This is a genomic window from Reichenbachiella versicolor, from assembly GCF_003171675.1.
Taxonomy (GTDB): Bacteria; Bacteroidota; Bacteroidia; order Cytophagales; family Cyclobacteriaceae; genus Reichenbachiella; species Reichenbachiella versicolor.
Genome location: NZ_QFZQ01000012.1, coordinates 114,008 through 130,964, shown reverse-complemented (window position 1 = coordinate 130,964; position 16,957 = coordinate 114,008). Strand labels below are relative to the sequence as shown.

The 16,957-nt window shown below is 36.7% G+C and carries 14 protein-coding genes; 6 read left to right on the top strand and 8 right to left on the bottom strand.

The features are described 5' to 3' along the window. Nucleotides 1–198: 198 nt before the first annotated feature. The 7 genes from DKG80_RS19790 to DKG80_RS19760 all read right to left on the bottom strand — a co-directional run bounded on the left by DKG80_RS19790 (nucleotide 199) and on the right by DKG80_RS19760 (nucleotide 5,392). Complete coding sequence (locus DKG80_RS19790) at nucleotides 199–975, bottom strand: LytR/AlgR family response regulator transcription factor (RefSeq protein ID WP_109833122.1); 777 nt, start codon at nucleotides 973–975, stop codon at nucleotides 199–201. Further along, nucleotides 950–2,059: a sensor histidine kinase gene (locus DKG80_RS19785; RefSeq protein ID WP_109833121.1), complete on the bottom strand. Its 1,110-nt coding sequence runs from the start codon at nucleotides 2,057–2,059 to the stop codon at nucleotides 950–952. The genes DKG80_RS19790 and DKG80_RS19785 overlap by 26 nt, the downstream gene beginning before the upstream one ends. A gap of 139 nt (nucleotides 2,060–2,198) precedes the next feature. Beyond that, entirely contained in the window at nucleotides 2,199–2,534 is a 336-nt protein-coding gene (locus DKG80_RS19780) for a hypothetical protein (protein ID WP_109833120.1), read from the bottom strand. A gap of 257 nt (nucleotides 2,535–2,791) precedes the next feature. Next, nucleotides 2,792–3,133: a hypothetical protein gene (locus DKG80_RS19775; protein ID WP_109833119.1), complete on the bottom strand. Its 342-nt coding sequence runs from the start codon at nucleotides 3,131–3,133 to the stop codon at nucleotides 2,792–2,794. A 148-nt stretch (nucleotides 3,134–3,281) separates the two neighbouring features. Next, nucleotides 3,282–3,617 carry a hypothetical protein gene (locus DKG80_RS19770; RefSeq protein ID WP_109833118.1) on the bottom strand — a complete coding sequence of 112 codons (336 nt, stop codon included), beginning with the start codon at nucleotides 3,615–3,617 and terminating at the stop codon, nucleotides 3,282–3,284. 419 nt (nucleotides 3,618–4,036) lie between these two features. Then, a complete protein-coding gene (gene lipB, locus DKG80_RS19765) occupies nucleotides 4,037–4,747 on the bottom strand; it encodes a lipoyl(octanoyl) transferase LipB (protein ID WP_109833117.1) in 711 nt (236 codons plus the stop codon). A gap of 6 nt (nucleotides 4,748–4,753) precedes the next feature. Then, entirely contained in the window at nucleotides 4,754–5,392 is a 639-nt protein-coding gene (locus tag DKG80_RS19760) for a carboxypeptidase-like regulatory domain-containing protein (RefSeq protein ID WP_109833116.1), read from the bottom strand. 116 nt (nucleotides 5,393–5,508) lie between these two features. Between DKG80_RS19760 and DKG80_RS19755 the strand changes: the two genes are divergently transcribed. From DKG80_RS19755 to DKG80_RS19740, 4 genes are all read left to right on the top strand, one after another. After that, on the top strand, nucleotides 5,509–5,886 hold the full coding sequence (locus DKG80_RS19755) for an ArsR/SmtB family transcription factor (RefSeq protein ID WP_109833115.1): 378 nt from the start codon (nucleotides 5,509–5,511) through the stop codon (nucleotides 5,884–5,886). Next, a complete protein-coding gene (locus DKG80_RS19750) occupies nucleotides 5,883–6,593 on the top strand; it encodes a YjjG family noncanonical pyrimidine nucleotidase (protein ID WP_109833114.1) in 711 nt (236 codons plus the stop codon). Before DKG80_RS19755 ends, DKG80_RS19750 begins: the two co-directional genes overlap by 4 nt. Beyond that, on the top strand, nucleotides 6,593–7,351 hold the full coding sequence (locus DKG80_RS19745; protein ID WP_109833113.1) for a DUF481 domain-containing protein: 759 nt from the start codon (nucleotides 6,593–6,595) through the stop codon (nucleotides 7,349–7,351). Before DKG80_RS19750 ends, DKG80_RS19745 begins: the two co-directional genes overlap by 1 nt. A gap of 117 nt (nucleotides 7,352–7,468) precedes the next feature. Further along, nucleotides 7,469–9,133 (top strand): hypothetical protein, encoded by a 1,665-nt coding sequence (locus DKG80_RS19740; RefSeq protein ID WP_109833112.1) that lies wholly within the window; start codon nucleotides 7,469–7,471, stop codon nucleotides 9,131–9,133. Between the two features lie 30 nt (nucleotides 9,134–9,163). Here the strand turns inward: DKG80_RS19740 and DKG80_RS19735 are convergent, their stop codons facing one another. After that, nucleotides 9,164–10,717: a hypothetical protein gene (locus DKG80_RS19735; protein WP_109833111.1), complete on the bottom strand. Its 1,554-nt coding sequence runs from the start codon at nucleotides 10,715–10,717 to the stop codon at nucleotides 9,164–9,166. A gap of 239 nt (nucleotides 10,718–10,956) precedes the next feature. On the opposite strand from DKG80_RS19735, the gene gltB reads away from it, so the two are divergent. Both gltB and DKG80_RS19725 read left to right on the top strand, forming a co-directional pair. Then, entirely contained in the window at nucleotides 10,957–15,456 is a 4,500-nt protein-coding gene (gltB, locus tag DKG80_RS19730; RefSeq protein WP_109833110.1) for a glutamate synthase large subunit, read from the top strand. 2 nt (nucleotides 15,457–15,458) lie between these two features. Next, complete coding sequence (locus DKG80_RS19725) at nucleotides 15,459–16,871, top strand: glutamate synthase subunit beta (protein WP_109833109.1); 1,413 nt, start codon at nucleotides 15,459–15,461, stop codon at nucleotides 16,869–16,871. The last annotated feature ends 86 nt before the right edge of the window (nucleotides 16,872–16,957 follow it).

The following is a 16,957-nucleotide window of genomic DNA, read 5'->3' as shown; positions in this document are numbered from 1 at the left end:
TCCAGGCCACAACCGCGTTCAATTAGCTGAGGGAATTCTACTGTAGACATATCGTTTTATAGTTTGGTTTCTATTTAAAACGAGTTTCATGCCTGTGGGTGAATTCCCTTATTCATGAAAGTTTTATGTCTAAAATCAAAGAAAGAAATTCACAGTAATTGAAATCAAGATTGAATTACTTAAAACTTCTGATGCGGTCTATCTTTCTAGCCATTGCAAAAACTCTGGAACTCTCGCTCGAGATATTAAAATCTGATCTTTGGTAGGAGGTTCCAGGATAACCTCAAGTCTAGAATTAAAATACTTATTGACCACTTTGATTGAATGTACATTGGCAATAAACTTTCTTGATAGTCTGAAGAAATCATTCGGATCAAGAAGATTCACCAATTCATCAAGCTTAAATGCAATTATGAACTTAGCATTCTCCTTTGCCACTAAATACGTATAATCATCCTCAGAATAAAAATAAGCAATATCATCTACGGCAACGTGACGAAGTCTGTCTCCAGTTTTGATGATAAACCTTTTCTTATACTCTTTACCTGTAGTGGCAGATAGAAGTTGTTCGATCTGAGTCTGATCGAGTACCATTTCTTTCTTTTGAGGTTTCATCTTGTTCTGCAACTCATGAAACTGATCAAGACTCGCCTCTAGCTCTTTCCTATCTATTGGTTTTAATAAATAATCAATGCTATTGAGTTTAAAAGCTTGAACAGCATATTCATTGAATGCAGTAGTGAAAATGATAGGACATTTTACTTCTACATTTTTGAAAATCTCAAAACTCAACCCATCGGACAACTGCACGTCCAAAAAGATCAAATCTGGTTCATCATTTTCTTCTAGCCATTCTGTAGATTCTTCCACAGACTCTAAACAGTCCATTACTTCGATCGTATCATCAATCTCTGCTAGGATTCTTTTTAACTCATTTTGAGCGAACAGCTCATCTTCGATAATCAATACCTTCATAGTTCGGATCTAATATTGGTATAGTCACTGTGAAATAATCATTGGTTTGTTCGATCGTAACTTTCTGGTCTGTGACAATATCATAGTGACTGATGATATTGTCTAAACCGATTTTGGATGAATACCCTTTGGACGTTTTAAGTCGGAGAGTATTGCGAATCACGATTCTATTTTTTTCTAAGTAGACCTCTACGGTCAGTGGGTACTTTGTTGATACTACGTTATGTTTAATCGCATTTTCTATTAACAACTGTAGAATTAGGGGAGGTACTTGATGACATTCTATTTCTTCAGGAATGTCTATGCTTAAGTTTAGTTTTTCACCAAATCTAAGTCTTATCAAATCTACGTATGACTTGATTGCTTCAAGCTCTTCTTTTACTGTTACCAGTCCCTTATTTCTATGCTCCAGTACATTTCTATAAACATTTGATAGTTTTCTAATGAAATTATAAGCTGCATCTTGATCTGTATAGACCAGAGAAGATAACGTATTCAAACTATTAAATAAAAAGTGAGGGTTAACCTGAGTTTTCAACATTTCATGTCTGAATTCCAAACTCTCTTTTTTGAATCTTTCCACTTCATGTACTGACTTTTGCCATCTCCTTAGGAAAAAAATAACTAAATCAATCGCGACCATTAAACTCGTGACAGATAATGTGGTGGTGATAATTACAACATCTTCAAAAATTGGTCTAGCAGGATGCTGAATCATCAAATCCTGTAAGAAAAATCCGAATATTGAAACTACAGCAAGAGTTAAACTAGCGTTAGAAAGTAATTGTACTAAAAATCGTGTTGAATAACTTTTATCCCAAGAAAAGACTTTATCAAGAAGTCGGTCACTATGTCTGATTCCTTCTAAAATCAATAATGACATCAAAATTGCCATTAGATAAGAACTAGTATCCCAAACTATGGCTTGGCGATATACTATGCTATAAATGAAATCTGAAAAAAAACGGATCGAAAGACCCATCACGATAATGCTGACCCATCTCCACCAATTAAATTTTTTAGTTTTAGTCTTCGTCATTTTTTTCGTCTCTTCCTTATTGGCTAGTGCTAGCGAATTTCTCATATTATGGTGTAATAATAAAAATTAGTGTGTCAAAAGTTGGAAATGGGTTAAGCCAACTGAGTCTTTTTATGTCTAAATCACAAAAAATAGCCCCGTATTCGCATTGCAAAACGGGGCTGTAAATGATGATGATGATTTTTTATTTAGTAATGATTTTTTCCTCAGAGTAGACACGATTAGTCACTTCATAAGAATAGTCACCGTCTGGAAGCTGTGACATATCAAACCTCTTCAACATGACCTTCCCTTTGGCTACACGCTCGGAATAAAGCTTGAAGCCGTCGCTGTCGTATATATTGATACGAACTGCCTCCGTTGGTTTCTTGTAAAATCCAACAAGTACTTTACCGTTGTTCTGCTCAACGATAACAACATCTAGTTTTAAACTAGCTTCCTTTAACTTCCCTGCTTCTACAGCTACTAAGCTAACTAGAAGCAGCACCATTGCGATCAAAAAGCTTTTTAAAGATTTCATGGTTGTGCCATTTAAAATAATAGTAGTTTGTAGTATTTAATTTTAGAGTAAAATTATATTCAACTTGTATTGACATAAAATCAAAACCGTTGAATTACAGATAATTACACGTGAATTTTAGGAATTACTAGTTGAATCTTTCCATCTATTCTTAGTAGATATACTATTTGTACAATTCATTTCCGCTATTGAATAGCAGTAACAAAAAAGGCTTCTAAAAAGAAGCCAAAACCAGTAATTATTATTTGATTTCTTTATTAGTGAACTAGTGCTATTGGCTGATCCTGTGAATAAATAAGATTAGTTACCTCATAAGAGTATAAATCCATCGGAAGCTGAGTCATATCAAACCTCTTTAGCATTACCGTTCCTTTACTAACCTTCTCTGTGTATACTTTTTGCCTATTGCTATTGTAGATATTGATTAATACGAATTCAGATTCTTTCTTTTCAAATCCTAAAATCACTTTACCATTGTCCTGCTCTACTATAACTACATTAAGTTTTTCACTCGCTGCTTTTTGAGTTTTGGCAGATGCTACACCAGCGATAGCAATCATTACTGCGGCTATCAATAAAATTCTTTTAATTAATTTCATTTGCTTATGTATTTAGTAAAGACAATCTGTTTTCGTAAATGTGAAATTAAGATCTGTTGCTCCTTCTTAAAATCTATTTTGGGTCAACTATAATTTTGGTCTTGTGAGTTTTAATATCTTATTGTCGAATTAATTAAGATAAATACAATTACTTCTCTATAGCTTTTTCCTCAGAATAAACATAGTTTGTAACTTCATAAGAGTACTCTCCAGCAGGCAACTGAGAAACATCAAATCTCTTTAACATTACTGTACCACTTTTTACTCTTTCTGTGTAAACTCTATATCCATTAGGATCATAAATATTAATTCTAACTGACTCTGTTTCTTTTTTTTCGAAACCAACTAGAACTTTGCCAGTGTTTTGCTCGACTATTACTATGTTCAGTTTAGCACTTGCTTCTTTTAACTTACCAGCTGTAGCTACAGAAAAACTTGCTAGTACTATAATCGTTGCGATGAGGATGTTTCTAAAATTTTTCATGCTCGTAATATTTTATTGTTGCGTTGGTGTTTTTTGTTTTTGATTACAATGCAATATTACGCGACCTCCTAAGGCTTGTAAACTGGTTTCCGCTGAAGTGACGGATTTTTGAGGTGAATTTCAAATAATTTCAGTTGAATTGACAAAGGATTTTTCTGATAAACGTCTTTTTTACGCTTTAATGTTTCAATTACAGAAAATATGCCTCTGCGTTAAATTAAGGAGTATTAACAAGGGATTGATAATTTCATAATACGGTTATCGATCAATTGTAACCTTATCATTTTCATGTATTTTTTATTTTCACTTTGACGCATAGAGCGCTGATCACAAAAAAGAGACGTACCCGTATTCACAAAGAATGAGAATAGTTTGAACTAAACAGAGCCTTACACAATTGAAGAGATTTAGATAGAGATTTAATTGCTAAGCTTCATCTCAAACAAATCCGAAATGTGACCTTTAAGTATTTCTTTTACTTTATTCATATCAGGCTTTTGCCCAATCTCTTTTTCGAGCGAAGTGACCGCCTTGTCGTCTATGCCACATGGAACAATATTGTTAAAATAAGACAGGTCTGTGTTGACATTAAAAGCAAAACCGTGCATGGTTACCCACCGGCTAGACTTTACTCCCATAGCACATATCTTTCTTGCCTTTTTAGGGTTATCTATATCTACCCACACCCCCGTTAAACCATCAATTCTACCTGAGACTATACCATAGTCCTTCATCGTCAATATAATAGCCTCTTCAAGGAAGCGGAGGTACTTATGTATATCAGTAAAGAAATTGTCTAAATCTAATATTGGATAACCGACTAACTGGCCAGGTCCATGGTAAGTGATGTCACCTCCACGATTAATCTTGTAGAAAGATGCGTCCTTTTCTTGTAATCCTTTATCATCCAGTAACAAATGATCCATATCTCCAGACTTACCCAGGGTGTATACGTGTGGATGATGGCAAAACAACAGGTAGTTCGGAGTCATCTTCTGTTGATCGTCGGAAAGTTTGCGATTCACGATCTTAAGATCTACAGTTTTCTTGAAAATTTCCTCTTGATAATCCCAAGCTTGTTTATAGTCTATCAAACCTAAATCGATAAACTTAGTTTTTTTGTTTTTCACGCTAGCTTATTTCTCCTGCTTTCTCCTTTTAAGAGATTTAATGAACTGATTCCAAGCAAATGGGTTAAGAAGAGAAATAGAATTAGTCTGGAACCTTCTGTTGTAGGTATTGGTTTGTGTTTGACTATAATAATAGTAGTTACCACTAGCACCTATAGCTGTTCCTCTATAAATTTTATTGAGCATTGCCTGATCAACATTGCGGTTCATATTGTCGTACTGACTAGGCAGTCGAAAAGCCAAAATTGCTTCTTTAAACATTTGTTCACTTGGAAAAGGGTAAACTTCTACTTCGGGAAGGTATGTAGTATCTTGCTCCAGCCTGATAATCACCGTTAAGTCTTCTTTTTGATTCTTTGGAATAATCAAATGCTCTTTGACAAATCCTACTGCACTAATAATCAAGCTATCGCCATTTAATACTGGCATTGAAAAATATCCGTAAACATCGGACGTAGTTCCACGTCCACCTTTAGGAACATATACATGAACACCTGGTACACTTAACTCAGTGTCCTCAGTGATAATAACTCCCGTAAACTGTAAGATATATTTATCTTCTTTTAGTTCTACTTGCTGTGAGATTGCCTTGGTAGAAATACCTAAAAATAAAATCGCCGATATGGTAAATACTAATACTTTCACAAAAAGGTGTTTGCTCTAATTAATGCTAATTTGCGCCGTAGAGTTTTCCAACTGGTAAAGTTAATCATAAACATGACGGCAGCTGATATTTACATACGTAAAACCCCAATATCAAGATGAAACTTAAGCACTTTAGTTTACCAATCGGAGTCCAGATTTTTAAATCTTTTTCTGATGAAGCCAGAGTGCGAATTATGCACCTATTGTACAATCACAAGCAATTGTGCATTGCGGATATGGAACATATTCTTGATTTTACTCAAACAAAAACTTCAAGACATGTTACTTATTTAAAAAACGCAGGTTTACTCAACTCTTTCAAAAAGAACCAATGGGTTCTCTATGAAATAAAGGAAGAAGTCTCTGGAATAGTGGAGCAGATTTTTACTTTCTTGGATAGAGACCCACAACTTCAAAAAGACGATGAAGTCTACAAAATCCTCCATAGTAACCGAGAACTATCAATTAATAAAATCGAACGATTAAATCAATGAGTAAAACTTACAAGCATGTTTTTTTTGACTTAGACCATACGTTATGGGATTATGAAACAAATGCTAAACAAACTCTGATTGAGCTATTTGATAAATATGAATTAGATCAATACGGTATCAAATCTGGTCAAAGTTTTTATGATGCTTTTTCTAAGGTCAATGACCAACTTTGGGATTTGTTTAATGTAGGAAAGATCACAAAATTTGAACTTCGTGATAGACGTTTTCGTGAAACTTTTGAACGATCAGGAGCTATTATGAAATTGATTCCAACTGATCTTTTATCAAGTATTGGGAGTGTTTTCATCAAAGAGTGTTCGAAGAAAAGTGTAACATTTGAAGGGGCTAAGGAAATATTAGAATATCTACAGCCCAAATACCCTCTACATATTATCACCAATGGGTTTGAAGAAACTCAAAGCATAAAACTAAAAAGTTCGGGTCTATTGCATTTCTTTGACCAAATTATCACTTCTGAGAAAGCAGGTTTCAAAAAACCCTTTTCTGGGATCTTCACTTACGCTATGAAACATGCTAATGCAGTACCAGAAGGTTCAATCATGATAGGAGACAATTTGATGACTGATATCAAGGGTGCACGAGACTTCAAAATTGACACTATCTACTTCAACCCAGAAAACAAAGCCCACAAACATGAAGTAACATATGAGGTCAAAAGTCTAATAGAAATACAAAATATTCTTTAATGAAAAAGACAATACTGGTAGCAATATTTTTACTAACCATTCAATTTGCTCAAGGTCAGGTATTGAATATAGAAAAACGAAGACTTGACCAAGATACTATAGCAAAGTTGATGGGCAACTTTAGTTTTCTGTTCAACATTCAAGAGCAGCAAGGTCGCATCACTATGTTCGATATAGATGCCAACCTTGCCAAATTAACTGATAAACACGCCTATATAATGATAGGTGATATGCAGTTTATAAACGCGAGAGGAGAGTCTGTCAGTAGTAGAGGGTTTTTGCATGGAAGGGCTGTATTTTTCAGGAAGCCTAGGTTTAGCCCAGAAGTATTTGGGCAAGTACAATATGATGCCCTTCGAGGAATGAAAGAAAGAAAACTCATTGGAGTAGGTCCAAGGTGTCGAATACTTTCTAAGCAACAAGTTCAATTAACGCTTGGGTCTAGTATGATGTATGAATATGAAATTTGGGATTTTGAAGAACAGAATGAAAAAACTCAGAAACTCAAAAACTCCACATATTTATCTTGGATTTTATCATTCGATGATCGGATAAGCTATAATGGCGCCGTATACTTCCAGGTTCCATTTGAAACTATACAGGGAAGTAGAACATTTACCGATCATTATTTTAATTTCAACCTAACCAAAAATATCGCCTTTCTTATTAAGTTCAATTTCTGGTATGATGATAGACCTGTAATTGATGTCAACAGAACTGCATATAGATTAACCACAGGTCTAAAAATCAGTTTCTAAAAGAATACTGCTTACCTAATGGAAAGGTTCAGTATAAATTATGACTACATTCAAAGCTAATAGACTATCGCCCTGCAATTAAAACATATTATGTTTACGACTAATTCAAGGTTACTTATGGTTAGAATATTAATATCTCTATTACTGATTTTTACCTCGTGGGAAATTATAGCTCAAAGCGTATATGCCCCTCTCAGCCCGGATTACTATCATATAGTAGATAGAGAAGAAGTCCTTAACAAGAACTTTAGTCCATACCTTCATAGTAGCTACAAACCATATCGAAGAAGCTCAATTGCAGCTAGTATGGATTCGATAGGTAGAAATTCTCCCAACAAAGATTATATCCAAACCGATAATTGGGAATATGTAAGTGATAGTTTAGCCATAAGTAGAAAACCTTTTTGGAAGTGGTTTTATCGTACCAAGTCTGATATGCTATTGGTTGATCAAAAAGACTTTATGCTAAAAGTAAGCCCTGTTTTATATCTATCTGCAGGTAGTGATTCTAACAATGAATCATCTCCGTATATCAATACAAGGGGGCTGGAAATGAGAGGTATGATAGATGATAAGATTGGTTTCTATACAATGGTTGGCGAAAACCAAGCTATGTTTCCAAGCTATGTAACTGATTACATATACACTCAAGGAGCTGTTCCAAATGAAGCGTTTTGGAAGAAGTTTGGAGATGATGGAGGAGTAGATTTTTTTACAGCTCGAGGGTATTTCACATTTCAAGCTACGAGACATATAGGTATTCAATTTGGTCATGATAAAAACTTTATCGGTAATGGCTATCGTTCTTTAGTATTATCTGACTTTTCTGCTCCAAGTACATTTTTGAAACTTCACACACAGATTTGGAGAATTCAATACACTAACCTCTATACCGAGCTAGTAGCAGATGCTCCGTGGTCAAGTTTTGGAAATAACGGAACTGAAGCTTTCCCTAAGAAATTTATGACAGCACATCATTTTAGCTGGAATGTAACTGACAATTTCAACCTCGGAGTTTTTGAAACCATCATATTCAATCGTGGAGACAGTATTGGGTCAGCATTTGAATGGAATTATTTAAACCCAATTATTTTTTACAGATCTATTGAGCAGTTTACTGGCAGTCCTGACAATGCCCTATTTGGAATGGATTTTAAGTGGAATATTACCAAAGGAGTTCAACTATATGGTCAAGGTTTACTTGACGAATTCTCAGCAGCGGAGTTAAAAGCTGGTAATGGCTGGTGGGGAAATAAATACTCCATTCAATTAGGTGGTAAATATTATAACGCACTAGGTATTGATAGATTGGACCTACAAGGTGAGTACAATATGTCCAGACCTTTTACTTATGCTCATGAATCAATATTCACGAGTTTTAGTCATTACAACCAACCTCTTGCACACCCTCTTGGTGCGAATTTTCAAGAGTTGGTAGGGATAGTTAGATACCAACCAATTAAGAATCTTTTCTTAACAGCAAAAGCAATCTATTCTGACTATGGTACAGACCCTGTTGATTCTATCAGTTATGGAGGGGATCCTCGTAAAGACTACAATATAAGATTATCTGAATATGATCATTCTGTTGGACAAGGAGTTGCTAATATTCAAATGATGTTAGATCTCAATGTATCATATATGATAAAGCAAAACCTTTTTGTAGACCTTCGTCATATCTACCGCAAGCGAGATAGTGATGACCCATCACTTGATTTGACTACAAATTATACTTCGCTTTCTTTCAGGCTGAATATAGGATTGAGGGATTTTGGTTTTTAAATAAGCCCGAAATCCGATCTTGAATTCATTTTAAAAATCAGTTTCTGATTTTACAGCTTTCTCTTTCACCACATCCAAAAAGGGTCTGGCTGATATCTTACTTTCAAGCCAACTCATTATATCAAAATATAGAAGCGGCTGAGACTCAAACTTATCCTCTGCTAAAGGCTCAAGACTGTGTTTCAAAATCTTAAACTCTCCTCTCATTTCCAAAGGCATAATATTCTCTGACCTTTTAATGAATTCTAAGATAACATGGTGAAACTTTCCCAAAATATTACGCTGTCGCAGATAAACGAAGGCTCTTCTACGAGCTTTCTCCAACTTCCCAAAATCATGACGTTCATAGAGAAGGATAACTTTAAGAATATGTGAAAAGCTCTTTAAATCTTCTCTTAGATGCTCATTATGATCGTCTAAGATTTTATTCAAATAATGTTCACATTCGTCGTAACTGTTCAATGCAAAGAAAAAAACTGCCGCTTTGTAATAGATAACAAAACGATTATTCTTGTCGATATACTCCAGAGCCTCCTCTGCTTTCTTTAGATAATTAACAATTTTTGATTGATATGGCTTGAAGTCTCCCTCCATGAAACACTTATTCAGTGTCTGTACAGTCAAGCACCGAAGCAACAAATGCTTACCATTCTGATCTATAGTCTTCATATACAGCTTCTCAAACTCTAGTAACTCTTCAAAATATGTAGAGAAGCGTTCTAGATCATTTATTCTAAACAGAGATTGAAGAAGTCTATTCAGTCCTTTTAAAAACTCAGCATATCTAAGACCAGTGAGGTCATTCTTTTTAAAAATGCTTACCCATAGCTCAGTATACCTTACACATGCATCAAAGTCTTGAATGAGATAAGAATACCAATAGTATGCTCTACACATATTGTATTCTTCCGAAAACGAAAGCTGTAGTTTGTCGCATTCAGGCAAATTGGTATAAAACAACTTATTGATCCTCTCTAGTTCAATTTCATTTTTAGCCATTCCCGTCTTCATAAAGTGAGTTTTCATCATCATAGCTACCGAGAAAAACGACTGAGCAATATCAATTCGGTTTATAATATCATGAGTTTCTCTATGAAGTTCAAGGCAAGATTCTGCATCGAGCGTGAGCATATGTTGGTTCTCAATATTCTTTTCATAATTGAGAAGAGCTAGTTTAAATACGTTCTTTTTATAGTTATTAGCCGTTGCCTTAATCTTATTCAATTGCTTCAAGCTTTGATCATAGAGGCCTTTTTTGTACAACAGTCTTACGTAATCTAAATTTTCTCGCAACTGAATATCAACATCAGACTTCATATGGCTCATTCTCAAAACCAACAGAACCTGTTTATATAAATGTGATTTAAGATTAGCCATTTTAGCACCAGCCAAACCATTCATTTTTCTGCGAAGCAGTTGTTCATCATATTCACTCATTTTATCCAACGCGTCAAACAGCTGAACAAACTTGGCCTCAGTGCCTTCATTTAGTCTACCGACAAATAGCTTAAAATTTCGCTTTTCAGATTTGGTAAGTGAATGAATCAACTGGTGTAGCGGTTGAGAGCTATTTTTTTTGGACATAATATAAATGTATATTTATAATTAACTTATTCACCTGTTTATCAAACACTTAAATAAGTATGATAATATTTGGACATCATATGACTTTCCAAAGTAGATAAAAATACTTGATTAAAAAAGTTATTTTTGTAGGCTCAAGAAACGTAAAGATTGCTTTTATCCAACCATTGCTGCTGGTTAACAGCTGCGAAAAAGCATTCTTAGAAGTGATTTGAGGCATAATTTAACGAAATTGATTTATGAAGCATACCGATAAAAACACTGGATTGTACTCTTCGGAATTCGAGAGAGATTCTTGTGGTATTGGGTTTATCGCCCATATTCATAATAAACCATCACATCAGATCGTCCAAGATGGTCTGATCATGCTAGAAAAAATGGAACACCGTGGTGGTGTTGCTGCTGATGGTGAAACTGGAGATGGAGCTGGTATCATGACCCAGATTCCATATGACTTTTTCAGAGCCCAAGCAAAGAAAGCAAACACTGTTTTGCCAGCTGATAAGGAATACGGTGTGGGTACATTATTTGTACCTAGAAATCACGGAGATGAGGAAGGCCACATCCAAATCGTACGAGATGCGATCCACGAGCTAGGCTTCAAAAATGTATGGCTTAGAAAAGTACCTGTAGACAGCAAACACCTAGGTACAATTGCTAAACAGTCTGAGCCAATTATCTATCATCAATTCGTCAGTAAAGAAGGTCTTTCAGGTAAGGATCTCAACAGAAGGCTTTATGTACTTCGTAAACTGATCGAGTTCAAGGTAAAAGAAAAGTATCCAGTATCTTCATTCTACATTCCTTCTTTCTCATGTTCTACTATCATTTACAAGGGAGAGCTTAGAACTTGGCAGATTCCTGATTTTTATCTAGACCTTCAAAAAGAAGAATATACATCAGCATTATCACTAGTTCACTCTAGGTTCTCTACCAATACTTTCCCTGAGTGGAGACTGGCTCAGCCATTTAGAATAATGGCTCACAATGGTGAGATTAATACTGTGAAAGGTAATATCAATAAAATGACTGCGCGTCAGGTATTGTTAGACTCCACGGATTTTACCAAAGAAGAAATAGAGACATTGATGCCAATTTGTAACGCTAGCTTCTCTGATTCAGCGAATCTTGATGCTACGTTTGAATTGATGATAATGGGTGGTATGAGTATCCCTCACGCTATCGCGATGTTGGTTCCTTCAGCATGGCAACATGAGCAAAACAACTCTCCTGAACTAAGAGCATTCTACGAATATCATTCTACGATCTTCGAACCATGGGATGGTCCTGCTTCTTTAGTATATACTGATGGTTTCACCATTGGTGCGTCTTTGGATAGAAATGGTTTGAGACCTTCAAGAGTTCAAATCACAAAGGATGATAGATTGATTCTTGGTTCTGAGGTAGGGTGTTGTTATATCGCTCCAGACAATATCGTAAAGAAAGATAGACTAGGGCCAGGTCAAATGATCATAGTTGATCTTGAGACTGGCAAAGTATCATTCAACGATGAAGTGAAAAAAGAACTCTCAGAAGCGCAGCCTTACAAAGAGTGGGTAGAAAAGAACATGGTCAGAATCGAAGATCATGTAGATCATGGAGAATTGAAGGCAGAAATCGAAGAAGATGATTTAGCCCAAAAGCAAATTGCTTACGGATTCACCAAGGAGGATTTGAAATTTATCCTTCAACCAATGATGAAGCAAGGCACCGAGCCATTAGGTTCTATGGGTAATGACACTGCACTTGCCGTATTCAGAGATGGAAATGCACATATCTCTCAGTATGTAAAGCAGCTTTTCGCTCAGGTTTCTAACCCTGCGATTGACCCAATTAGAGAAAAAGCCGTAATGTCTTTGGTCAACTATCTTGGAGAAGATCATAATCCACTAGATCTTAAGCCTGAGCATGCACACAAATTGAGAATCGATTCCCCGATGTTGAGTAAGGAGGAGTTCGAATTCATCAAGTCCATCCGTATCAAAGGTTTTAAATCAGCAACGGTAGATGCTACTTACGATTCATCTAAGATGAATTTAAAAGAAGCATTGAAGGATCTTTCTAAAAAAGTTGCCAGTGAAATTGACAAAGGAGCTAACATTATTATTATCTCTAACAGAGATGTGAAGAAATTCAAAGTAAGAATTCCTTCATTGTTGGCAACTGGAGCAGTTCACCACTCATTGCTGAAAAACAAATTGAGAGCTAAAGCTAGTTTGGTAATCGATGGGGGTGACATTATTGAAACACATCACTTCGCTACATTAGTAGGTTTTGGAGCTACAGCTATATATCCTTATATGGCTATTGAAACCATTTTAGCTGAAGGTGCTAAAATTGGAGAAAATGACGGAAACAAGTTATTTGAATCATATAAGAAATCTGTAGGATACGGATTGAGAAAAATCTTGTCTAAAATGGGTATCTCTACGATTCAGTCTTATGAATCTGCTCAGATCTTTGAAATTCTTGGGTTAGACCATGATGTTTCAGATATGTGTTTCAAAGGAACTCCTTCTAGAATTGGTGGTAAAGGCTTCGATCAACTAGAAAAAGAAATTCTAGAAGATCACATGACTGCATTCTCTGCAGTCAATGAAAAGCAGGATATTCCAACTGGGGGATTATACCAATGGAAAAGAGACGGTGTTCCTCACCTTTTTACTCCTCAAGTAATTCATGCACTGCAAAAGTCAACTAGATTGAACGATTACGAACTGTTCAAGACTTATCAAAAGGCGGTAGATGATCAAGCGAAAAAGAACATTACTTTGAGAAGTATGTTCAAATTCAAAAGCTTGAACCCAATTAGTATTAACGAAGTAGAACCTATAGAAAATATACTTCCAAGATTTGCTACCGGAGCAATGTCTTTCGGATCGATCTCTGAAGAAGCACATACAACGATCGCTAAAGCAATGAACAGAATCGGAGCTAAATCTAACTCCGGAGAAGGTGGAGAGGATGCTAAACGCTTCATTCCTAACGAGGACGGAACGTTAGATAGATCTGCCATCAAACAAGTAGCATCTGGTAGATTCGGTGTTACTGCCCATTATTTAGTGAATGCTGACGAAATTCAGATTAAAGTAGCTCAGGGAGCTAAGCCTGGAGAAGGCGGACAGCTTCCTGGTAAAAAAGTAGATGAACAAATTGGTAGAATCAGACACAGTACACCAGGCGTATCATTGATTTCTCCTCCTCCTCATCATGATATTTATTCGATTGAGGATTTAGCACAGTTGATCTACGACTTGAAAAACACAAATGAGCAAGCAGACATCAATGTGAAGTTGGTATCTGAGGCTGGTGTAGGTACAATCGCAGCAGGTGTTGCTAAGGCTAAAGCTGACAATATCTTGATCGCTGGACACGATGGTGGTACTGGTGCATCTCCAATTAGCTCAATTCACCATGCTGGTATTCCATGGGAGATTGGTTTGGCAGAAGCTCACCAAACTCTTGAGAAAAATGGCCTGAGAAAAATGGTAAAACTTCAGACTGATGGTCAATTGAGAACTGCAAGAGACCTTGCCATCGCTGCTATCCTTGGTGCTGAAGAATGGGGTATTTCTACTGCAGTACTGGTAGTCGAAGGCTGTATCATGATGAGAAAGTGTCACTTGAACACTTGCCCAGTAGGTGTAGCAACTCAAAACCCTAAATTGAGACAATTGTTCTCAGGTCACCCTGATCACATTGTGAACTTCTTCACATTCTTAGCCACTGGCCTAAGAGAAATCATGGCTGAATTAGGAGTGAAGACTATCGGTGAATTAATTGGTAGAACTGACTTGCTTGAGTTCGACAGAGGTTTAGCAGCAGAGCATGCTGGAAACATCGACTTAGATGCGTTACTTCAAAATCCATTCCACTCTCCAGAGGATGGATTGTCATGTAAGACTCAAGATCAGGATCACCACTTAGAGGCTGTTTTAGATAGACAGCTGATCGAAGCTGCTAAGCCAGCAATCGAAAAAGGTGAAAAAACAAAGGCAGAATTTGGCATCGACTCTCAAAATAGATCTACAGGTGCTATGCTTTCAGGAGCATGGGCTAGATCTCACGGTGCTAAAGGGTGTGATCAAGATACATTAAAGATTAAATTCACAGGCTCTGCGGGACAGTCTTTCGGAGCTTTCCTAGCGAAAGGTATTACTTTCGAATTAGAAGGTGAAGCCAATGACTACGTTGGTAAAGGAATGTCTGGTGGACGTATCATCGCTTACCCTCATAAGAGTTCTGACTTCGCAGCTGAAGACAACATAGAAGTTGGAAATGTTTGTCTATATGGTGCCACTAGCGGAGAACTTTATGTAAATGGTAACGCTGGAGAACGTTTCGCTGTAAGAAACTCCGGATGTGAAGCTGTGACTGAAGGTGTCGGTGATCACGGATGTGAGTATATGACTGGTGGACGAGTAATCGTACTTGGAAATACTGGTAAAAACTTCGCTGCAGGTATGAGTGGAGGTATCGCTTACATATACGACGAAGAAAATGAATTCAAGTCGAAGTGTAACATGGAATTGGTTGAGTTTGAAGACCTAGTAGGTGAAGATGCTGATTATGTACATAACATGATCAACAATCACCACAGATTCACAGATAGTGCAGTAGCGCTGAGACTATTGGAGGACTGGGAGACTGAAAAATCTAAGTTCATCAAAGTAATTCCATCGGAGTACAAAAATGTACTCGCTCAAATGAAAAAGAAACAAGAAGAAAAAGTAGCATAATCATGGGTCAGGTAGACGGATTTTTAACGTACGAAAGACATCAGCTGCAGTATGAAGAAGTAGCTGACAGAGTTAAGCATTACGAAGAGTTTGTAAAGCCAGTCTCTGAAAAAGAGACCAATGAGCAAGCTGCTAGATGTATGGATTGTGGTATACCTTTCTGCCACAGTGGTTGTCCATTAGGGAATAAAATTCCTGATTTCAACGACGCTGTATATAGAGGTGAGTTCAAAGAAGCTTGGGGAATTCTAAAAAGTACAAACAACTTCCCAGAGTTCACAGGCAGAATTTGTCCTGCACCTTGCGAAGGTTCTTGTGTATTAGGGATCAATAATGACCCAGTATCAATCGAGCATGTTGAAAAAACTATTGCTGAGACTGCTTGGGCTGAGGGTTGGGAACAGCCTCATGATATCAAAGTCAAAACAGGCAAAACTGTAGCTGTAGTTGGTTCTGGACCTGCCGGATTGGCTGTAGCAGATCAACTTTGTAAACAAGGTCACGATGTGACTGTTTACGAAAGAGATGTACAAGCTGGTGGACTTTTAAGATTTGGTATTCCTGATTTCAAATTGGACAAAAAAGTTGTTCAAAGAAGAATCGACCAAATGAAAGAGTCTGGTATAAAGTTTGAACTAGGAGTAGAGATTGGAAAAGACATTCAAGCTACCGAGCTTGAAGATAAATTCGATGCTCTTGTATTGACTACTGGAGCTACTAAGGCTAGAGATCTTCCAATTCCTGGTAGAGAATTAGAAGGTATATATCCAGCTATGAAGTTCCTTAAGGCCAACTCTAGTGTAGTACAAGGCGAGGCTGACGAAGTTCCTGCTGAGTTACACGCTGGTGGATGCAATGTGGTTGTAATCGGAGGTGGTGATACTGGATCTGACTGCGTCGGTACTTCTAATAGACATGGCGCTAAAAGCATCACTCAAATAGAACTTTTAGATAAGCCATCCGAATCTAGAGAGACTACCAACCCTTGGCCAGAATGGCCAATGATTTTGAGAACATCTACTTCTCAAAAAGAAGGTGTTGAAAGAAGCTGGTCAATCTTGACAAAAGAATTCATCGGTGAAAACGGTAAGCTAACGGGATTGAGATTGGTTGATGTGGAATGGACAGATAAGTCTAAATTCCAATTCAATGAAATCGAAGGTTCGGAAAGAGTTGTGCCTTGCGAAAGAGCTTATCTAGCAATTGGTTTCTTAGGACCAGAACAAGGAATTCTTGAGCAACTTGGTGTAGAGACTACTGATAGATCAAATGTGAAAGACAATATGTACCAGACTAGTAAGGAGAACATCTTTGCAGCGGGAGACTGTCGTAGAGGTCAATCTCTTGTAGTATGGGCTATCAGTGAAGGCAGAAAAGCTGCCTACTCAGTAAATAAGTATTTGAAGACTCTATAGTAGAGCTAGGTTATTGATATTAAGAACCCTTTGGTGATTTTCATCAAAGGGTTTTTTCATTTCAGGGGTTGGCAATTACTAAGAAA

Coding starts and splice junctions, on each gene's coding strand:
- DKG80_RS19790 (WP_109833122.1), bottom strand. CDS start 975: ATGAAGGTATTGATTATCGAAGATGAGCTGTTCGCTCAAAATGAGTTA.
- DKG80_RS19785 (WP_109833121.1), bottom strand. CDS start 2,059: ATGAGAAATTCGCTAGCACTAGCCAATAAGGAAGAGACGAAAAAAATG.
- DKG80_RS19780 (WP_109833120.1), bottom strand. CDS start 2,534: ATGAAATCTTTAAAAAGCTTTTTGATCGCAATGGTGCTGCTTCTAGTT.
- DKG80_RS19775 (WP_109833119.1), bottom strand. CDS start 3,133: ATGAAATTAATTAAAAGAATTTTATTGATAGCCGCAGTAATGATTGCT.
- DKG80_RS19770 (WP_109833118.1), bottom strand. CDS start 3,617: ATGAAAAATTTTAGAAACATCCTCATCGCAACGATTATAGTACTAGCA.
- DKG80_RS19755 (WP_109833115.1), top strand. CDS start 5,509: ATGAAACTTAAGCACTTTAGTTTACCAATCGGAGTCCAGATTTTTAAA.
- DKG80_RS19750 (WP_109833114.1), top strand. CDS start 5,883: ATGAGTAAAACTTACAAGCATGTTTTTTTTGACTTAGACCATACGTTA.
- DKG80_RS19745 (WP_109833113.1), top strand. CDS start 6,593: ATGAAAAAGACAATACTGGTAGCAATATTTTTACTAACCATTCAATTT.
- DKG80_RS19740 (WP_109833112.1), top strand. CDS start 7,469: ATGGTTAGAATATTAATATCTCTATTACTGATTTTTACCTCGTGGGAA.
- DKG80_RS19735 (WP_109833111.1), bottom strand. CDS start 10,717: ATGTCCAAAAAAAATAGCTCTCAACCGCTACACCAGTTGATTCATTCA.
- gltB (WP_109833110.1), top strand. CDS start 10,957: ATGAAGCATACCGATAAAAACACTGGATTGTACTCTTCGGAATTCGAG.
- DKG80_RS19725 (WP_109833109.1), top strand. CDS start 15,459: ATGGGTCAGGTAGACGGATTTTTAACGTACGAAAGACATCAGCTGCAG.